At 67.5% G+C, this 17,197-nt stretch carries 19 protein-coding genes; 1 reads left to right on the forward strand and 18 read right to left on the reverse strand.

Features of this window, described 5'->3' with window-relative positions; all coding sequences use genetic code 11:
* Positions 1 to 90 precede the first annotated feature (90 nt).
* From C556_RS0105310 to C556_RS0105395, 18 genes are all read right to left on the reverse strand, one after another.
* Positions 91 to 546, reverse strand: a complete 456-nt coding sequence (locus C556_RS0105310) for a PRC-barrel domain-containing protein (protein ID WP_018747195.1) — start codon at positions 544 to 546, stop codon at positions 91 to 93.
* Between the two features lie 107 nt (positions 547 to 653).
* A complete protein-coding gene (locus C556_RS0105315; protein ID WP_018747196.1) occupies positions 654 to 842 on the reverse strand; it encodes a ChaB family protein in 189 nt (62 codons plus the stop codon).
* A gap of 30 nt (positions 843 to 872) precedes the next feature.
* Entirely contained in the window at positions 873 to 1,163 is a 291-nt protein-coding gene (locus C556_RS0105320; protein ID WP_018747197.1) for a hypothetical protein, read from the reverse strand.
* Positions 1,164 to 1,413: 250 nt separating this feature from the next.
* On the reverse strand, positions 1,414 to 2,664 hold the full coding sequence (locus C556_RS0105325) for a hybrid sensor histidine kinase/response regulator (RefSeq protein ID WP_157235885.1): 1,251 nt from the start codon (positions 2,662 to 2,664) through the stop codon (positions 1,414 to 1,416).
* Entirely contained in the window at positions 2,661 to 3,257 is a 597-nt protein-coding gene (locus C556_RS0105330) for a chemotaxis protein CheB (protein ID WP_018747199.1), read from the reverse strand. Before C556_RS0105330 ends, C556_RS0105325 begins: the two co-directional genes overlap by 4 nt.
* The gene (locus C556_RS0105335) at positions 3,254 to 4,090 is read right to left on the reverse strand and encodes a CheR family methyltransferase (RefSeq protein WP_018747200.1); all 837 of its coding nucleotides are present in this window, start codon (positions 4,088 to 4,090) and stop codon (positions 3,254 to 3,256) included. The genes C556_RS0105330 and C556_RS0105335 overlap by 4 nt, the downstream gene beginning before the upstream one ends.
* Positions 4,087 to 7,590, reverse strand: a complete 3,504-nt coding sequence (locus C556_RS0105340; protein ID WP_018747201.1) for a response regulator — start codon at positions 7,588 to 7,590, stop codon at positions 4,087 to 4,089. Before C556_RS0105340 ends, C556_RS0105335 begins: the two co-directional genes overlap by 4 nt.
* Positions 7,591 to 7,634: 44 nt before the next feature.
* Positions 7,635 to 8,027: a response regulator gene (locus tag C556_RS0105345; RefSeq protein ID WP_083930396.1), complete on the reverse strand. Its 393-nt coding sequence runs from the start codon at positions 8,025 to 8,027 to the stop codon at positions 7,635 to 7,637.
* Between the two features lie 159 nt (positions 8,028 to 8,186).
* Entirely contained in the window at positions 8,187 to 8,546 is a 360-nt protein-coding gene (locus tag C556_RS19430; protein ID WP_018747203.1) for a response regulator, read from the reverse strand.
* A gap of 81 nt (positions 8,547 to 8,627) precedes the next feature.
* Positions 8,628 to 9,797, reverse strand: a complete 1,170-nt coding sequence (gene hemW / locus C556_RS0105355; RefSeq protein WP_018747204.1) for a radical SAM family heme chaperone HemW — start codon at positions 9,795 to 9,797, stop codon at positions 8,628 to 8,630.
* Positions 9,797 to 10,015, reverse strand: coding sequence for a hypothetical protein (locus C556_RS0105360; protein ID WP_018747205.1), 219 nt, complete (start codon positions 10,013 to 10,015; stop codon positions 9,797 to 9,799). Before C556_RS0105360 ends, hemW begins: the two co-directional genes overlap by 1 nt.
* Positions 10,012 to 10,608, reverse strand: coding sequence for an RdgB/HAM1 family non-canonical purine NTP pyrophosphatase (rdgB, locus tag C556_RS0105365; RefSeq protein ID WP_018747206.1), 597 nt, complete (start codon positions 10,606 to 10,608; stop codon positions 10,012 to 10,014). The genes C556_RS0105360 and rdgB overlap by 4 nt, the downstream gene beginning before the upstream one ends.
* A gap of 150 nt (positions 10,609 to 10,758) precedes the next feature.
* Entirely contained in the window at positions 10,759 to 11,397 is a 639-nt protein-coding gene (locus C556_RS0105370; protein WP_018747207.1) for a retropepsin-like aspartic protease family protein, read from the reverse strand.
* Positions 11,394 to 12,350 (reverse strand): tRNA dihydrouridine(20/20a) synthase DusA, encoded by a 957-nt coding sequence (gene dusA / locus C556_RS0105375; RefSeq protein ID WP_018747208.1) that lies wholly within the window; start codon positions 12,348 to 12,350, stop codon positions 11,394 to 11,396. Before dusA ends, C556_RS0105370 begins: the two co-directional genes overlap by 4 nt.
* 161 nt (positions 12,351 to 12,511) lie before the next feature.
* A complete protein-coding gene (gene rph / locus C556_RS0105380) occupies positions 12,512 to 13,228 on the reverse strand; it encodes a ribonuclease PH (protein WP_018747209.1) in 717 nt (238 codons plus the stop codon).
* 92 nt (positions 13,229 to 13,320) lie between these two features.
* Positions 13,321 to 13,995, reverse strand: a complete 675-nt coding sequence (locus C556_RS0105385; protein ID WP_018747210.1) for a hypothetical protein — start codon at positions 13,993 to 13,995, stop codon at positions 13,321 to 13,323.
* A gap of 110 nt (positions 13,996 to 14,105) precedes the next feature.
* Positions 14,106 to 15,017, reverse strand: a complete 912-nt coding sequence (locus C556_RS0105390) for a PP2C family protein-serine/threonine phosphatase (RefSeq protein ID WP_018747211.1) — start codon at positions 15,015 to 15,017, stop codon at positions 14,106 to 14,108.
* The gene (locus tag C556_RS0105395; RefSeq protein ID WP_018747212.1) at positions 15,014 to 15,982 is read right to left on the reverse strand and encodes a serine/threonine protein kinase; all 969 of its coding nucleotides are present in this window, start codon (positions 15,980 to 15,982) and stop codon (positions 15,014 to 15,016) included. Before C556_RS0105395 ends, C556_RS0105390 begins: the two co-directional genes overlap by 4 nt.
* 233 nt (positions 15,983 to 16,215) lie before the next feature.
* On the opposite strand from C556_RS0105395, the gene C556_RS0105400 reads away from it, so the two are divergent.
* On the forward strand, positions 16,216 to 17,082 hold the full coding sequence (locus C556_RS0105400; RefSeq protein ID WP_018747213.1) for a YicC/YloC family endoribonuclease: 867 nt from the start codon (positions 16,216 to 16,218) through the stop codon (positions 17,080 to 17,082).
* The last annotated feature ends 115 nt before the right edge of the window (positions 17,083 to 17,197 follow it).

Here is a 17,197-nt window from a genome sequence, read left to right on the forward strand (position 1 = left end):
CGACGGAGCTCAGGCGCGGGGGGAACAGAGCCGTTAAAAGACAAAACCCCCGCCTCGGCGGGGTTTTGTCGTGGCATCGGCGTCAAACCATCAATGCCGCCAATAAGGATCAGCCTGATAGTAGCTATGCACGCTGGACGCCCATTGCAGGTCGGCCATGCTCGGCCAGTGGTCCTTGTCGAAGCCCGGGGCGGCTTTCAGGCGTTCTTCGCTCACGTCGAGCACGAAGCGCTTGCGGTCGGTGTCCAGCACCAGGGCCTGCCAGGGGATGGCGAACAGTTTGTTGCCGACGCCGAGGAAGCCGCCGAACGACAGCACGGCGTAGGCGATGCGGCCGCGTTGCACGTCGAGCATGATGCCCTTGATCTCGCCCAGGTCGTCGCCGGCGGCGTTGACCACGTCGTTGCCTTCCAGCGAGTCGGCCAGCATCAGGTAGGGGCCGGGGCCGTCGGCGCGGTCGAAGGCTTCGCTGCTGCCGACGATGCGGGCGCCGCCCACTTCGGCGGCGGTGCGGGCGGTTTGGCCGGAGGGTTGGGAAATCGTCATGGTTTCACTCCTTTCGCTTGGTTTTGCACCGCGCCGGCGGGGGCCGGTGTCGGGGCGTGGTCCGCCGTGCGGCGGCGAGGCGCCGGGTGGGCCCGGTCTGTTTGCTGTCAGTGTGGCGTCCGTGTACAGCTGCGGTAGTGCTCCTTGAGCGCGGCCCAGGCGATCTGGTGGGCGCGCTGTTCGTCGCGGTTGCCGCGTTCGCAGGCGTTGAGGAAGGCGTCGCGATAGGCCTGACGCACGGATTCGGGCAGGTGGTCGCTGACGCGGTCGGGTAGCGGGTCGGAACGGTAGGGCATGGCGGCAACTCCTGTGGGATGGAAATCCGCTCAGATATGGATGATGTCGCCGGCCCAGGGGTGCACCTGCCAGTCCAGGTCGATGTAGCGCTCGGGCGTGGCGGCCCGGCGATCGCGGCGGAACTGGGCGATGGCGCGGCGGTGGATCAGCTCCAGCTCGCGGTCGTTGTCCTTGCGTTCTTCGAGGCCGTAACGGGCCACGATGTCACCCGAGCGCTGATCGTAGATGGCCACGTGGCCACGCTTGCGATGGTGCCCGCCCCACGCGGACAGATAGCCGGCGGTGGGTTCGTCGTCGAAGGTGAAGGTGCAGTACAGCATGATGTTTCTCCTTGGCGCCGCATCGGCGGCTTGCCCTGGATGGGCTTGTGATCTTGGAAAACATCATGCGCGGGACGGCGCGGGGCGGGCATCGGCGGCCGGCGGAACGCGCGGTCGGCGAGTTCCTACAGGGGGGCCGGCTTGGCCGGCTGGGAAGAGGGAAGGGGGAAGAGGGAAGGGTGAAAAGCAACAGCCGGGGCACGCTGGCTGGGGTGGGCGCGGTCCGGCACGGGCCGCGTGGTTTTCGCCTTTACCCTTCTCCCTTCCCTCTTCCCCCTTCCCCGGCGGCGCCGCCGCCCGCTTCCCATCCATCCCCATCCGGGCAGTCGAGCGGCAGTTCGACATAGAAGGTGGCGCCCTGGCCCGGGGTGCTCTGTACGTGGATCTGTCCGCCGTGCGCTTCGACGATCTGCTTGCTGATGTACAGGCCCAGGCCAAGGCCGCTGACGCCGGCGTTGGCCTGCTCGAATTGCTGGAAGATGCGCTGCTGGTGTTCGGCGGGGATGCCGGGGCCCTGGTCGCGCACGGCGATGCGGGCGCCGTCGGGCTGGGGGGTCACGTCCACGCGCAGCGGCTTGCCGGGCGCGTAGCGCAGGGCGTTGGTGATCAGGTTGGCCAGCACCTGCTCCAGGCGGAACTGGTCCCAGCGGCCGACGATGCCGCGCGCGATGTGCAGTTGCAGTTCGTTGCCGGTGGCGGCCAGTTGTTCGGCGAACTGGCCGACGATGTCTTCCACCACTTCGCCCAGGTCGAATTCGCTGGGCCGCAGGTACAGCTTGCCGGTGCGGATGCGGCTGATGTCGAGCATGTCGTCGATCTGCCGCACCAGGGTTTCCACCAGCCGGCTTTCGCGGGCGACCATCTTGGCGAACTTGTCGCCGCTGAAGGCGCTGAGGTCGCCGTGCTTGAGGTGGCGCTCGCGCATCTGGGCGTGCAGCTTGAGCACGTTGAGGGGGGTTTTCAGTTCGTGCGCGGCGGCGGAGAGGAAGTCGTCGCGGTTGCGGATCGCCAGTTGCAGCTCGGCCTGGGTCTTCTGCAATTCGGCCATCAGCATCTCCTGCTCCAGCTGCGCCTCCTGCAGGGCGCGCAGCTGGCGCGACAGGGTGCGCTTCTGCCGGTACAGGTCGACGAATACGTTCACCTTGCTGCGCACGGCGTGCACGTCCAGCGGTTTGTGCAGGAAGTCGACCGCGCCGGTCTCGTAGCCCTTGAAGGCGTAGTTCAGTTCCTGGCCGCAGGCGCTGACGAACACGATGGGGATGTGCTTGGTGCGCTCGGTGCCGCGCATGAATTCGGCGAGCTCGAAGCCATCCATGCCGGGCATCTGCACGTCGAGGATGGCCAGCGCGAAGTCGTTGGTCAGCAGCAGCTCCAGCGCCTGGGTGCCGGAATCGGCCTTGTGCAGCTCCAGGTCGTCGCGACCGATCAGCGCTTCCAGCGCGGCCAGGTTTTCCGGCAGGTCGTCCACCAGCAGCAGGCGGATCTTGTCATCATCCATCATCGTTCCTCCGGGCGCAGCGCGCGTAGCGCCAGCGCCAGCGATGCCAGTGGCAGGACGATCGCCTGCCCGCCGGTGGCGCGCAGGCCGGCCAGCGGCATGGTGGGGATTCGGGCTTCGGCGGGGTCCTGCACCAGGACGGTGCCGCCGTGGCGCGTCACCTGCGCCAGCCCGGCGGCGCCGTCCTCGTTGGCGCCGGTGAGCAGCAGTGCGGCCAGGGTGGGGCCGTAGGCGTCGGCGGCGGTTTCGAACAGCACGTCGATGGCGGGGCGCGAGTAATGCACCGGCGGCTCGGTGCTGAGCGAGAAGGTGCGGTTGCGCTCGATCAGCAGGTGGTAGCCGGGCGGGGCGAAGTAGAGGGTGCCGGGGCTGAGCGCTTCCTTTTCGTCGGCTTCCTTCACCGGCAGCGCCACGTGCGGGGCGAACACGTCCGGCAGCAGGCTGTAGTGGCCGTCCGGCAGGTGCACCAGCACCACCACCGGGATGGGGCAGTCGGCGGGCAACGCGGGCAGCAGTTGCAGCAGCGCTTCGATGCCGCCGGCGGAGCCGCCGATCACCAGCGCCTGGACGCGGTGCGGGTCGAGGATGGCGTTCATCGCTTGCGGAAGATCCGTTCGTTGCGGGCAAAGGGCTCGAACTGCTCGGCCACGCTGGAGAACTGCACGGTCTCTTTGCTGCCCAGGCCGAGAAAGCCGCGGTGGCACAGCGATTCGCGAAACAGGCCGAAGGCGCGGTCCTGCAATTCGCGGTTGAAGTAGATCAGCACGTTGCGGCACGACACCAGCTGGGTTTCGGAGAACACGCTGTCGGTGGCCAGGCTGTGGTCGGCGAAGGTGACCTGGCGCCGCAGCGCGCGGTCGAAGATGGCCGAGCCGTAGGCGGCGGTGTAGTAGTCGGAGAACGCGCGCTTGCCGCCCGCGGCCAGGTAGTTGGCGGTGAACAGCTTGAGGTGCTCGATGGGGAAGATGCCGTCCTCGGCGCGTTGCAGGCTGTGCGGGTTGATGTCGGTGGCGTAGATCAGGGTGCGTTCCAGCAGCCCTTCCTCGTGCAGCAGGATCGCCAGCGAGTAGACCTCTTCGCCGGTGCTGCAACCGGCGATCCAGATCTTCAGCGACGGGTAGGTGGAAAGGATGGGCACCACCTTGTCGCGGATCGCCAGGAAGTACGACGGATCGCGGAACATCTCGCTCACCGGCACGGTGAGGTACTGCAACAGGTCGAGGAAGTGCTGCGGCGAATGCAGAATGCGATCCTGCAGGGCCGACACGGTTTTGCATTCCAGCTGCGCCAGCGCGTGCGCCACGCGCCGCTTCAGCGAGGCCGGCGAGTAGTTGCGGAAGTCGTAGTTGTACTTGAGGTAGATGCCTTCGATCAGCAGCCGCAGCTCGATGTCGAAATCGCTGTCGGGGTAGTGGGCCAGCGGGTTCATGCGCGCCCCGGCTTGGAGATCCACACCCGCACCAGCGATACCAGCGCGTCCAGGTCGATGGGCTTGGCGAGGTAGTCGTTGGCGCCGGCTTCGATGCAGCGCTCCTGGTCGTCCTTCATGGCCTTGGCGGTGACGGCGATGATGGGCAGATCCTTGAAGCGCGGCTGGCGGCGGATCTCGGTCATGGCCTGGTAGCCGTCCATCTCCGGCATCATGATGTCCATCAGCACCAGGTCGATGTCGCCGCGCTCGTCCAGCCGGTTCAGCGCTTCGCGGCCGTTGCGCGCCACCGCCACCTGGGCGCCCTTCATCTCCAGGGCGCTGGTCAGGGCGAAGATGTTGCGCACGTCGTCGTCCACCACCAGGATGGTGCTGCCTTCGAAGGCGCGGTCCCGGTTGCGCGCGGCCTTCAGCATCTTCTGCCGTTCCGGCGGCAGTTCGGTTTCCACCTGGTGCAGGAACAGCGTCACTTCGTCGAGCAGCCGCTCGGGCGAGCGCGCGCCCTTGATGATGATGGAGTGCGAATAGCGGCGCAGCGCGGCTTCCTCGTCGCGCGACAGGGTGCGCCCGGTGTAGACGATCACCGGCGGGAACGAGTACAGGTGGTCGCCCGCCATCCGTTCCAGCAGCTCGGCGCCGTGCATGTCGGGCAGGGTCAGGTCGATGACCATGCAGTCGAACACGCGGTCGCGCAGTTGCTGCAACGCTTCCTCGGCGCTGGCGACGCCGGTGATCTCGACATCCGTGTCGGCGATCAGGCGCGCGATGCTTTCGCGTTGCATGGCGTCGTCCTCCACCAGCAGCACGTGCTTGATCTTCTGCGCCAGCTTGCGCTCCAGCCGCTCGAACACGCCCTGCAACTGCGCGTGTTCGGCCGGCTTGAGCAGGTAGCCGACCGCGCCCATGTAGAGCGCGGCGTCGCTGCGGTCCACGCTGGAGACGATATGGGTGGGGATGTGGCGGGTGCGCGCGTCTTCCTTGAGCTTTTCCAGCACCGCCATGCCCGATTGGTCCGGCAGCTTCAGGTCGAGCAGGATGGCGTCCGGCACGTATTGCCGCGCCAGCGCCACGCCTTCGGCGGCGGTGCCGGCGATCAGGCAGGCGAACTGCCGCTCGTGTGCCAGCTGGTAGAGGATGCTGGCGAAGCGTTCGTCGTCCTCGATCACCAGCATCACCCTGCCGTGCGCCGGCAATGCGGCGCGATCGTCCGGCACGCTGCTGGGCGCGGGGGCTTCCTCGGCCACGGCGGGCGCCGGCACCGGCGCGGCCATCGGCGGACGCGCCACCGGCTGCGGGGCCGGGCTGGCCTCGGCGAGCGGTGCCTCGCCTTGCTGCGGCAGGGCCAGCGGCAGCACCAGGGTGAAGGTGCTGCCCACGCCGGGGGCGCTGGCCACTTCCAGCCGGCCGCCCAGCAGCCGCGCCAGGTCGCGCGAGATCGACAACCCGAGGCCGGTGCCGCCGTACTTGCGGTTGGTGGTGCCGTCGGCCTGGCGGAACGCTTCGAAGATCACGTCCTGCTGCTCCGGCGCGATGCCGATGCCGCTGTCCTCGACGGCGAAGCCGACGCCGTCGGGGTGCGAGGCGATGCGCAGCCGCACCTGGCCTTCGTGGGTGAACTTGAAGGCGTTGGACAGCAGGTTCTTCAGGATCTGTTCCAGGCGGCGGGTGTCGGTCTCCACCGTGGCCGGCAGGGTGGGGTCGAGTTCGCAGGCGAAGGCCACGCCCTTGTCGGCCGCCGTGTTGTCGAACAGCGTCTGCATGCTCTGGCAGACGCGCTTGAGCGGCACCGGCTCGGCGTAGATGTCGAGCATGCCGGCCTCCACCTTGGACAGGTCGAGGATGTCGTTGATCAGGTTGAGCAGGTCGCTGCCGGCGGCGTGGATCATGTTGGCGAAGCGCACCTGTTCGTCGGTCAGGTTGCCGGCCGGGTTGTCGCCCAGCAGCTTGGCGAAGATCAGCGCGCTGTTGAGCGGGGTGCGCAGCTCGTGCGACATGTTGGCGAGGAATTCGCTCTTGTACTGGCTGGCGCGTTGCAGCTCGCGGGCGCGATCCTCCAGCAGCCGATGGGCTTCGTTGAGCGCGCTGTTGCGCTCGTTGAGGAAGTCCTTCTGCTGTTGCAGGCGCAGCGATTGTTCCTCCAGCTGCTCGTTGCTGCGCTCCAGCTCGGCCTGCTGGTTCTCCAGCCGCGCCTGGGTTTCGCGCAGGGCGCGCGATTGTTCTTCCAGCTCTTCGTTGGCGGTCTTCAGTTCCTCCTGCTGGGTCTGCAACTCTTCGTTCAGCTGCTGGGTTTCCTCCAGCGTCAGGCGCAGCCGCTCGCGGTACTGCGCCGCGCGGATCGCCGCGCCCAGGGTTTCCATCGCCAGCCGCGAGAACTCCAGGGTGTCGTCGTCGGGCGATGCCAGGAAGCCGAATTCGGCCACGCCGATGGCGCCTTCCTCGTGCACGATGGGTACGATCAGCAAGTGGCGCGGCGGGGTGGCGCCCAGCGCCGAGGTCACCGGCAGGTAGCCGGCGGGCAGGTCGTCCAGCCGGATCACCCGGCGCTCGGCCACCGCCTGCCCGGTCAGTCCCTCGCCGGGACGCAGCGTGTCACGGCGCGCCGCGACCTCCGCATCCAGCGCGTAGCCGGCCTGGCGGCGGTAGAGCTGGTCGTCCTCGCCGATATACAGCGCGCCGACCCGCGCGCCCAGGTACTCGGCCAGGAAGGCGAGCGCGTTGCCGCACAGCTTTTCCACCGACTGCTGGCCCAGCAGGCGCATCGCCAGTTCGGTCTGGCCGGTCTTGATCCAGGCCTGGCGGCCCAGTTGCTCGGTCTGCCGTTGCTGCCGCGCCAGCGCGCCGCTGTAGGTCTCGGACAGGCTCAGCAACTGGCGGCGACCGTTGTAGGCCAGGCCGCCGCCGGTCAGCAGCATCAGCGCCACGGTGAGCGATACCAGCACGGTGATGGTTTCGTTGGCGGCACGGCTGCGCTCGCTGCGCAGCGCCTCTTCGGTGGAGATCACCGCCGCCATCTCGGCGCGCATGGCATCCATCAGCTGCTTGCCGCGCTCGCTGGAGATCAGCTCGATCACGTTGCCGCTGTTGTCCTTGAGCACGATGGCCTGGTCGACGAAACCGCGCCAGCGGCTGTAGAGCGCGCTGACGCTGGCGATGCGCTTGAGGTGCTCGGGGTTGTCGACCACGCGCTCCTTCAGCGCGGTCAGCTCGAACGGGATGCGGGTGCTGGCGGTCTGGTACGGCTCCAGGAAGTTGCGCTGCCCGGTGAGCAGGAAGCCGCGCATGCCGGTCTCGGCATCGATCAGCAGCTTGGTCATCTCGTGCGATTTGCCGATCACCCGGTTGGACTGGTCCACGGTGCGCATCACCGACACCAGGTAGAACAGCAGCGCCACGAACACGGCGGCGCTGGCGAGCGCCACCCCCAGCGGCAGCAGGACATTACGCGAAAGCATCTTGCGGAAGACATCCGCATCCAGGTCGTCGATCGGCTTGTGGGTCATGGCGGGCAGGGGCGGGTGGATTCCGTCTTGGTCTCGGGGTGGGTTCACGGTCCTGGCGCGGCGTCCAGGGCCGTGCCGGTGCGCGGCGGGGTGCCGACGGCGCGGTTCAGTTCTTCCAGCGAGTACGGCTTGCGCAGCACGGTGAGCCGTTCCAGCCCGTCATCCGCCAGTTGCGAGGCGTCGAAGCCGGTCATGATCACCACGTCGAGCCGGGGCTGCATGGTTCTGGCCAGCCGCGCCAGCTGCGCGCCGTCGAGTTCGGCGCGCAGTTGCAGGTCGGACAGCAGCAGGTCGATGACGGGCTCGGTCGCCAGGTGGCGCAAGGCGTCGTCGACGCCGCCGGCGCGCAGCACCTCGTGGCCGAGGTATTGCAACTCTTCAGCCACGCAATCGAGCATGTCGGGGTTGTCCTCGACCACCAGCACCTTTCGTTTCATCCGCGCACCGGGCAACGCGCGACGACGCCGTCGCAATCTGCGGATGATGGCGACTCCGCCGCCGCGCCACTATCGGTGCATTCTTACGGTTTGTAGGTGTATTCCTACGTGCTTCACCCAGGGCGGGTAGAGGCGGAACGGACGGCGGGAAAAGCGGGATCAGCGGTTGGAAGCGCGTTCGAGCACGGCTTCGAGGGCATCGATGTCGAAGGGCTTGGGCAGCAGTTGCACCGGCACGCCGACCAGATCGGCCTCGGCCGACAGGTCGTGGCCCGACGCCAGCACCAGCACCAGCCCAGGTTGCTGGCGCGCGGCGTCGCGCACCAGCTCGATGCCGGAGAGGCCCGGCAGGCTGACGTCGCTGAGCAGCACGTCGAAGCGCTGGCGTTGCAGCTCGGCCAGCGCGTCCTCGGCGCTGGCCACCGCCACCGGCACATGGCCCAGGTCGGCCAGGTATTCGGCGATGGTCGCCCGCAGCATGGCGTTGTCTTCGACGTAGAGGATATGGAGGGCCGACATGGGGGTGCCTGGTGGTCCGGGAGGATCCCGGTGGAGTACTGCGGGGCCCAGATTAAGCCACGATGATGCGGCGCGGCAATCTCACGGCAGAAAACGTTCCAGCAACGCGTTGAGGAAACGCCGCCCGCGCAGTGTGGGGCGGACGTGGTCGAGCGTGCGTTCCAGCAGGTCCTCGGCGCAGGCGCGGTCGATCTCGGGCAGCAGGCGGGTCAGCGGCAGGCCGGTGCGCTCGGTGAACAGCGCCAGCGGGAATCCTTCGGTCAGGCGCAGGGCGTTGAGCATGAATTCGAACGGCAATTGCTCGCGCGGCACCGTCTGGTCCAGTTCGGCGGCGTTGCCGGCGGCCATGCGGGCCAGGTAGTCGGTCGGCTGCTTGTAGCGTGCCTGGCGGGTGATGCGGTCGGGGAAGCTGATCTTGGCGTGGGCGCCGGCGCCGATGCCCAGGTAGTCGCCGAAGGTCCAGTAGTTCAGGTTGTGGCGCGCGCGCCGGCCCGGTCGGGCAAAGGCGCTGGTTTCGTAGTGCTCGAAACCGGCGGCGGCCAGCCGGGCCTCGATGGCTTCCTGCATGTCGGCGGCGAGGTCGTCGTCGGGCAGTGGCGGCGGGTAGCGGTGGAACAGGGTGTTGGGTTCCAGCGTCAGGTGGTAGGCCGACAGGTGGGTCGGGGCCAGCGCGATGGCGGCGTCCAGGTCGGCCAGTGCTTCGTCCAGTGTCTGCGACGGCAGCGCGTACATCAGGTCCAGGTTGAAGTTGTCGAAGTGGCGGTGGGCGATCTCGACCGAGCGCAGCGCTTCGTCGCGGCCGTGGATGCGGCCCAGCGCCTTGAGTTTGGCGTCGTCCAGGCTCTGGATGCCGATGGAGAGCCGGTTGATCCCGGCGGCGCGGTAGCCGGCGAACTTGTCGGCCTCGAAGGTGCCGGGGTTGGCTTCCAGGGTGATCTCGGCGTCGGGCAGCAGGCGCACCCGCGCGCGGATGCCGGCGAGCAGGGTGTCGATGGCCTGGGCCGAGAACAGGCTGGGGGTGCCGCCGCCGATGAAGATGCTGGTCACCGGACGGCCCCACACCAGCGGCAGACAGGATTCCAGGTCGCGCAGCAGGGCGTCGACGTACTGCGCCTCGGGCAGGCCGCCCTTTTGCGCGTGCGAGTTGAAGTCGCAGTACGGGCACTTCTTCACGCACCAGGGGATGTGGATGTAGAGCGAGAGCGGCGGCAGCGCGGTGAGGCCGCCGCCGTGGAACTGGATGGCGGACATCAGCGGGAGTACGGGTTGTGGAGCCGGTCGACCAGCTGGTGCAGCACGGTCTTCATCTGCGCTTCGGAGACTTCCATCAGGATGCCGTCCTCGAACGCGTCCTGCATCGCCTGGACGATCTCGTCCAGGTTCTCGTTCATCACCTTCACTTTTTCCACGCACGACACCACCGACTGGTCGTCGCGGCACCACACGGCGTAGCGCTTTTCGTCGTTCACAGTCCGGTTTCCTCCAGCTTGGCGACCAGGGCGCGCAGCGCGCGGCCGCGATGCGAGATGCGCGCCTTCTCGTCGGCGCTGATCTCGGCCACGGTACGGCCGAATTCGGGCAACCAGAACAGCGGGTCGTAGCCGAAGCCGCCACTGCCCTGCGGCGCGTGCAGCACCTCGCCCAGGCAGACGCCGTCGGCGATCACCGGCTGCGGGTCGTCCACGCGGCGCACCAGCACCAGCGCGGCGTAGTACCAGGCGCGGCGGTCGGTGTGCCCGGCCAGCTCGGCCAGCAGTTTTTCGTTGTTGCGCGCGTCGGATTTGGGTTCGCCGGCATAGCGCGCCGAATACACGCCCGGCGCGCCGCCCAGCGCGGCGACGCAGATGCCGGAATCGTCGGCCAGCGCCGGCAGCCCGGTGGCGGCCGCGGCATGGCGCGCCTTGGCCAGCGCGTTTTCGACGAAGGTGTCGTGCGGCTCGTCCGCCTCGCCCACGCCCAGCTCGCCCTGCGGCACGATCTGGATGTCCAGCGTTTCGAACAGTTTGGAGAATTCACGGAGCTTGCCGGCGTTGTTGCTGGCGAGAACGATCTTGCGGGTCATTGCGGGGGTTCCACAGCAGGGAAGGGGAATGGCCGGGAAGGGAGAAGAGGGAAGGGGGAAGGGTAAAAGCCAAGCCGAAGTGCTAGCCGCAGCAGCTTTTGACTTTGCCGTTCCCCTTCTCCCTTCCCTCTTCCCCCTTCCCAAAGGCAATCAATACAGTTTCTTGGTCAGGATCATCGCATCCTGCTCGCGCTTCATCTGGAAGCGGTTGAGCAGGCTGGTGCCGATCAGGATCGGCGCTTCCTCGGTGCCTTCGCGCACGCCGACCGGCACGTCGTAGACGGTGATGGTGCCCACCTTGAGCTGCGGCAGCCATAGTAGCCACGCCTTGACGCTGCCGTTGGCGGTCTGCGCCATGGCGGTCTGGCCCTTGCTGTAGTCGATGCCCAGCTCCTTGGCCTGTGCGGTGTTCATCGACAGGTGGGTGGCGCCGGTATCGACCACGCCGCTGACGGTGCGGCCGTTGATGGTGAGCGAGGTGAAGAAATGCCCGCGCGCGTCCGGCGAGAGGATCACGCTGCCGCCGACCTCGTCGCGCCCGCCGCCGCCGACGTAGCCTTCGCCCAACGCCAGCCGACGCTGCTTGCCGTCCACCTCGAACACCGCGCCGTCGCCGTCGAGTCGCACCAGCTTGACGGCGCCGACCTGCTGGCCGACCGCCAGGGTCTTGCGCGCGCCGTTGACGGTGACCACCGCCTTGTTGCCCATGGTGGCGAGCAGGGTCACCTGGTCGGCCAGGGCGGGGCCGGCGGCCAGACAGCACAACAGGGTGAGCAATGCGCGTTTCACTCGGCGGTCTCCAGTTCGTTGGGGCGGACCGCGGCCAGCGCTTGCTCGACCAGCGTCCAGTCCGCGTCTTTCAGCAGTTTGGAATCGGAAAGCATTCTGCGCCAATTGCGCGCACCGTGCTGCCCCTGGAACAGGCCCAGCACGTGGCGGGAGATGAAGCGCAACGGCGTGCCGGCGGCCAGTTCGGCCTCGACGAAGCCGCGCAGGGCGCGCATCGCCGCCTCGCGCGTCGGTGCCGGACGGTCGTCGCCGTAGTACCGCGCATCCACCACGGCCAGCGAATAGGGGTTCTGGTAGGCCTCGCGCCCGACCATCACGCCGTCGACCCGCGCCAAATGGGCCAGACCGGCGTCGTGGTCGGCGATGCCGCCGTTGACGATGATCTCCAGCGCGGGGAAATCCTGCTTCAGCCGGTAGACGTAGTCGTATTTCAGCGGCGGGATCTCGCGGTTTTCCTTGGGGCTCAGGCCCTTGAGGATGGCGTTGCGCGCATGGACGATGAAGGTGGCGCAGCCGGCGTCGGCCACCTGGCCGACGAAGTCGCGCACGAAGTCGTAGCTTTCCACCTTGTCGATGCCGATGCGGTGCTTGACCGTGACGTCAATGCTGACCGCATCGCGCATGGCCTTGACGCAATCGGTGACCAGCGCCGGTTCCAGCATCAGGCAGGCGCCGAACGAGCCGGACTGCACCCGCTCGCTGGGACAGCCGACGTTGAGGTTGACCTCGTCGTAGCCCCAGTCCTGGGCGAAGCGCGCGCAGCGCGCCAGGTCGGCGGGCTCGGAGCCGCCCAGTTGCAGCGCCAACGGGTTCTCGATCTCGTCGAAGCGCAGGTGGCGCATCTTGTCGCCGTGCAGCAGCGCGCCGGTGTTGACCATCTCGGTGTACAGCCAGGCGTGGCGGGTGAGGGTGCGGGCGAACCGGCGGTAGAAGCGGTCGGTCCAGTCCAACATCGGGGCAATGCAATAACGGCGGGCGGGTAAAGCGGAAGTCATGTGCGGTCGTCGTGGCCGCCCTCGGGGGCGGCGGGTGGAAATCTGCGCGGTTGTTCGAATCCGGTACGGCGCTTCCGGCCTGGTGCGCGACTGGGCCGGAAGGGTTTTGTCAGCCGCGCTTAGGTGGCCAGGGCCTGTTTTTGCAGGGAGATCAACTGCGCGATGCCGGCTTCGGCCAGGTCGAGCAGGGCGTTCATCTCGTCGCGGCTGAAGGCTTCGCCCTCGGCGGTGCCCTGGATCTCGACGAAACGGCCGGCGCCGGTCATCACCACGTTCATGTCGGTGTCGCAGTCCGAATCCTCGGGGTAGTCCAGGTCGAGCACCGGCTCGCCGCGGAACACGCCGACCGACACCGCGGCGACATGGTCGCGGATCGGGCTGGCGCCGAGCTTGCCGGCGGCGATCAGGCCGTTGACGGCGTCGACCAGCGCGACGAAGGCGCCGGTGATGCTGGCGGTGCGGGTGCCGCCGTCGGCCTGGATCACGTCGCAATCGATCACGATCTGGCGCTCGCCCAGCGCGGCGAGATCGACCACGGCGCGCAGGCTGCGGCCGATCAGGCGCTGGATTTCCTGGGTGCGCCCCGATTGCTTGCCTTGCGCCGACTCGCGCCGCATCCGGCTGTTGGTGGAGCGCGGCAGCATGCCGTACTCGGCGGTGACCCACCCCTGGCCCTTGCCCTTGAGGAACGGCGGCACCGTCTCTTCGACGCTGGCGGTGCAGATCACCTTGGTGTCGCCGAATTCCACCAGCACGCTGCCTTCGGCGTGGCGGGTGTAGCGACGGGTGATGCGAACCGGGCGCAATTGCGCGGGCTGGCGATGCGAGGGGCGCATGGGTCGTCCTTGAATTGGTGAAAATTCAAGGGATTATACGGGAGTCGGGCTGTCCGCCGAGTGGGATGAGGCTGAAAAAGCGTGCCTCGTACTCAGAATCGATAATTCAGCCCTACCTTGATCACCGGCCAGAAGCGGTAGTCCTTGATGTCGTCCTCGGCGCGGGCGCGTTCGGCTTCGATGTCGCTTTGCAATGCCTGGCACGCGGCGGCCGGCAGGTCGGGATCGCAGTTGGCGTCCAGCCGCAACTTGGCGGCGCCCTGGTAGAGCACGCCGAGGTCGAAGGTGAAGGTGAGCGCGTCGTCGCCGGCCACCGGGTTGCCCCAGCCGATGCCGAGGTAGGGTGAGAAGCGGTTGAAATCCACGCGGCCGGTCAGGTTGCCGATATCGTCGGCGTCGTAGGTGACGCCATTGATGCGGTAGGTGCCGTCGTTGGCCTTGCTGGTCAGGTCGGCCTTGTTGCCGTTGTAGAACACGCCGGCGGATAGCCGAAAGCGCGTGTCGGGGATGATCCAGTCGCCGATGACCCCGGCGGTGAACAGGCGGATGTCGGCGTCGTAGTCGACGTTGTCCAGCGTATCGCTGCGGTTCAGTTGCAGGCCATTCAGGTTCAGGCGCAGGTTGAACTGGTCGGTCAGGCGGTGGGTGAGTTCGCCGCCGACCCCGAGCGTGCTCAGGTCGATGCCGATGGCGGTGTCCTGGGCCGGCGCGGACGCGCTGGCGGCGATCAGGACCAGGGCGAAGGCGGCACTCGGGGAATGGCGCATGCTCGGGTTCTCCTTGTCATGCCTTGTGACGGGCAATGCAGATTAGGAGTCCCGCGCCGGTTTTGCCGGGCCTGTCATGTGCTGGGCATGGCAGGCCGACGGAGTGCCGGTTACTTGGAGTATTTGGAGATCGCGGCCTGGATTTCGGCGATGGCGCGCTCGATGTCGTCCTCGGTGATTTCGCCGCCGCGCTGCTTGGGTTCGATCGGATCGATGTGGGTGGTGATGGTGTTCTGGTCCAGCTTCTGGGTCGAGACGAAGGCGTCGTCGTCCTCGGGCTCGTCCTCGTCGTGCCAGTTGATCGCCAGCGCGGTGAGGTTGTCGCCGAACTTGCCGCCGCGCAGTTCGGCGCGGTCCAGCAGTTGCGGGATGGCGAACAGCACCGGGAACGAGCCCAGGAACTGGGTGATCTCTTCCTCGTCGAGCGAGCCCCAGAAACCATCGGTGCACAGCAGCAGCGTGTCGCCGTCAGCCAGCGCGATCTTGCCGCCGAGGTCGATCTCGGGCGGGTAGGAGCCGCCCAGGCAGGAGTAGATCTTGTTCTTCTCGTGGTGGGTGCGCGCTTCCTCCTCGGTGATCTCGCCGGCCTCGACCAGCTTGCGCACCTTGGAGTGGTCGCGGGTCTGCGCGGCCACGCGCCGCTGACGCAGCAGGTAGAGCCGGGAATCGCCGACGTGCGCCCAGTAGGCCACGCCGTCCTGCACCACGCAGGCGACACAGGTGGTGCGCGGCACTTCCACCATCTGGTGGTTGGCGGCGTAGTGGTAGATCGCTTCGTGGCAGCGTTGCAGCGCGTCGAGCAGGAACTGCGACGGGTTGGACAGCGCGGGCTCGGCCTTCTTCTGGAACTGGTCGGTCAGCAGCTCGACCGCGATCTGCGCGGCCACCTCGCCGTGCAGGTGCCCGCCCATGCCGTCGGCCACCACCAGCAGCAACGCATCGCGGCTGTAGGAGTAGCCCATGCGGTCCTGGTTGTACTTGCGGCCGCCCTGGCGGCTTTCCTGGAAGATGGTGAATTTCATTCGTTCACTCGGGAGGGTTTGGCGGTGATGCTCTGCCAGGTGCGACGCAGGGTTCTGATCAGGCCGGAGCGCTTGGCCGGCGGCGAGGCGGGTTCGAGCAGCATCTTCTGCAACTGGTGCACGCTCTGCGGCCGGCTGGTGGGCTCCAGCAGCAGGCACTGGCGCACGATCTCCAGCAGCTCGGGCGAATAGCGGTCGCCCCAGCGCTCGACCACGTCGGGCAGCTTGTCTTCCTTCTGGCGCTGGTCGGCCGGCGGCGGGGCGGTGCCCGCAAGGCAGGCGTAGATCGATGCGCCGACGCCGTAAATGTCGGTCCACGGCCCCAGCCCTTCCTTCTTCTGGTACTGCTCGGGCGCGGCGAAGCCGGGGGTGTACATCGGGGTGAGGCGGGCGTGCTCGCTGGTCAGCGTCTGGCGCGCCGAGCCGAAATCCAGCAGCACCGGCGAGCCGTCGCGGCGGATATAGATGTTGGCGGGCTTGATGTCGAGGTGCAGCAGCTTGTTGAGGTGCACTTCGCGCAGGCCGTTCAGCAGGTGATAGAACACGTGGCGGATCAGCTTCTCGTCGACGCCCTCGCGGGTGTGCTTGAGCTGGATCTCCTTTTGCAGCGTGCGGCCGCGTTCGTACTCCATCACCATGTAGACGGTGTCGTTGGCACGGAAGAAATTGAGCACGCGCACGATGTTCGGATGCTGGATGTGCGCCAGCGTCTTGCCTTCCTCGAAGAAGCACTTCAGGCCATGGCGGAACAGCGCGAGGTTCTCGTCGCTGGTGGCCATCACCTGGGAGCCTTCCTGGCGCAGTACCAGCGAGTTGGGCAGGTATTCCTTGACCGCAACGGGGTAGTCGTTCTCGTCGTGGGCCAGGTAGACGATGCTGAAGCCGCCTGCGGAAAGCAGCTTGGCGATCGTGTAGTTCTGCAACTGGTAGCCGCGAGCCAGCGGTTGATTGCTAGGGGTCGCCATCGGGGGGATTGATTATACTGGTGAGCTTTTCAGGGCATTGTGGATACAGCCCTGACCAAAAGTAAAGCGCGGCTCCGGCCCGGGCGCCGCCGAACCGGGCGACGGTCGGCACGGGCCGACGGCGGGCCGCGCGATGCGGACGTCATGCGCGTCGCCACTATATATCTATGAATGCGCGCCGCCACTGCCCCGTCGTGGGGCAGGCCGGATGCGGCCGAACGTGAGGAGTGTCCATGATCTACAGCATGACCGGCTTTGCCGCCGTGCAGCGCGAACTGCCCGAAGGCACGCTCAACCTGGAACTGCGCGCGGTCAACCATCGCTATCTCGACCTGACGGTGCGCCTGCCCGAGGAATTGCGCGCGCACGAAGGCGCGTTGCGCGAACGCATCGCCGGCAAGATCACCCGCGGCAAGGTGGAGTGCCGGGTGGGCTTCAACGCCCAGGCCGCCAGCGCCGCGCAACTGGTGCTGAACCAGGCGCTGCTGCAACAGCTGGTCGCCGTGGTCGGCCAGGCCAAGGCGCTGGTGCCCGACGGCGGCGACGTCCGCCTGGGCGAACTGCTGCGCTGGCCCGGCGTACTGAGCCAGGTGGCACCCGGCGGCGAGGCGCTGGGCGAGGCCGCGTTGCAATTGCTCGACGCGGCCATCGCCGAACTCGGCGCCAGCCGCAGCCGTGAAGGCGACAAGCTCAAGGCGCACCTGCTGGAGCGCATCGCCGGCATGGAGGCCATCGTCGCCGCGGTGAAGCCGCGCGTGCCGGAACTGGTGGCCGAGTACGAGGAGCGGATGAAGGCGCGCTTCCTCGAAGCGCTCGGCACCCAGGACGACGACCGGGTGCGCCAGGAGATCGTGGTGTTCGCCCAGAAGATCGACGTGGACGAGGAACTGTCGCGCCTGGGGGCGCATTTCTCGGAGATCCGCCGCATCCTCGACAAGGGCGGCGCGGTCGGCAAGCGGCTCGATTTCCTGATGCAGGAACTCAACCGCGAGGCGAACACGCTGGGGTCGAAATCGGTGTCGGTGGACACCAGCCGCGCGTCGATCGAACTGAAGGTGTTGATCGAGCAGATGCGCGAGCAGATCCAGAACATCGAATAGTCTTGCCGCGGGGCCGCCGAACGCGGCCCCGGTCACCCCGCCGCCCGGCTGGCCCTCTGCCGGGATTCCTTCCGCCATCGGTCCTCCCGAATCGCAGCACCGGCAAAACTTGCCG

The sequence above is a fragment of the Chitiniphilus shinanonensis DSM 23277 genome (assembly GCF_000374805.1).
GTDB classification, from domain to species: Bacteria; Pseudomonadota; Gammaproteobacteria; order Burkholderiales; family Chitinibacteraceae; genus Chitiniphilus; species Chitiniphilus shinanonensis.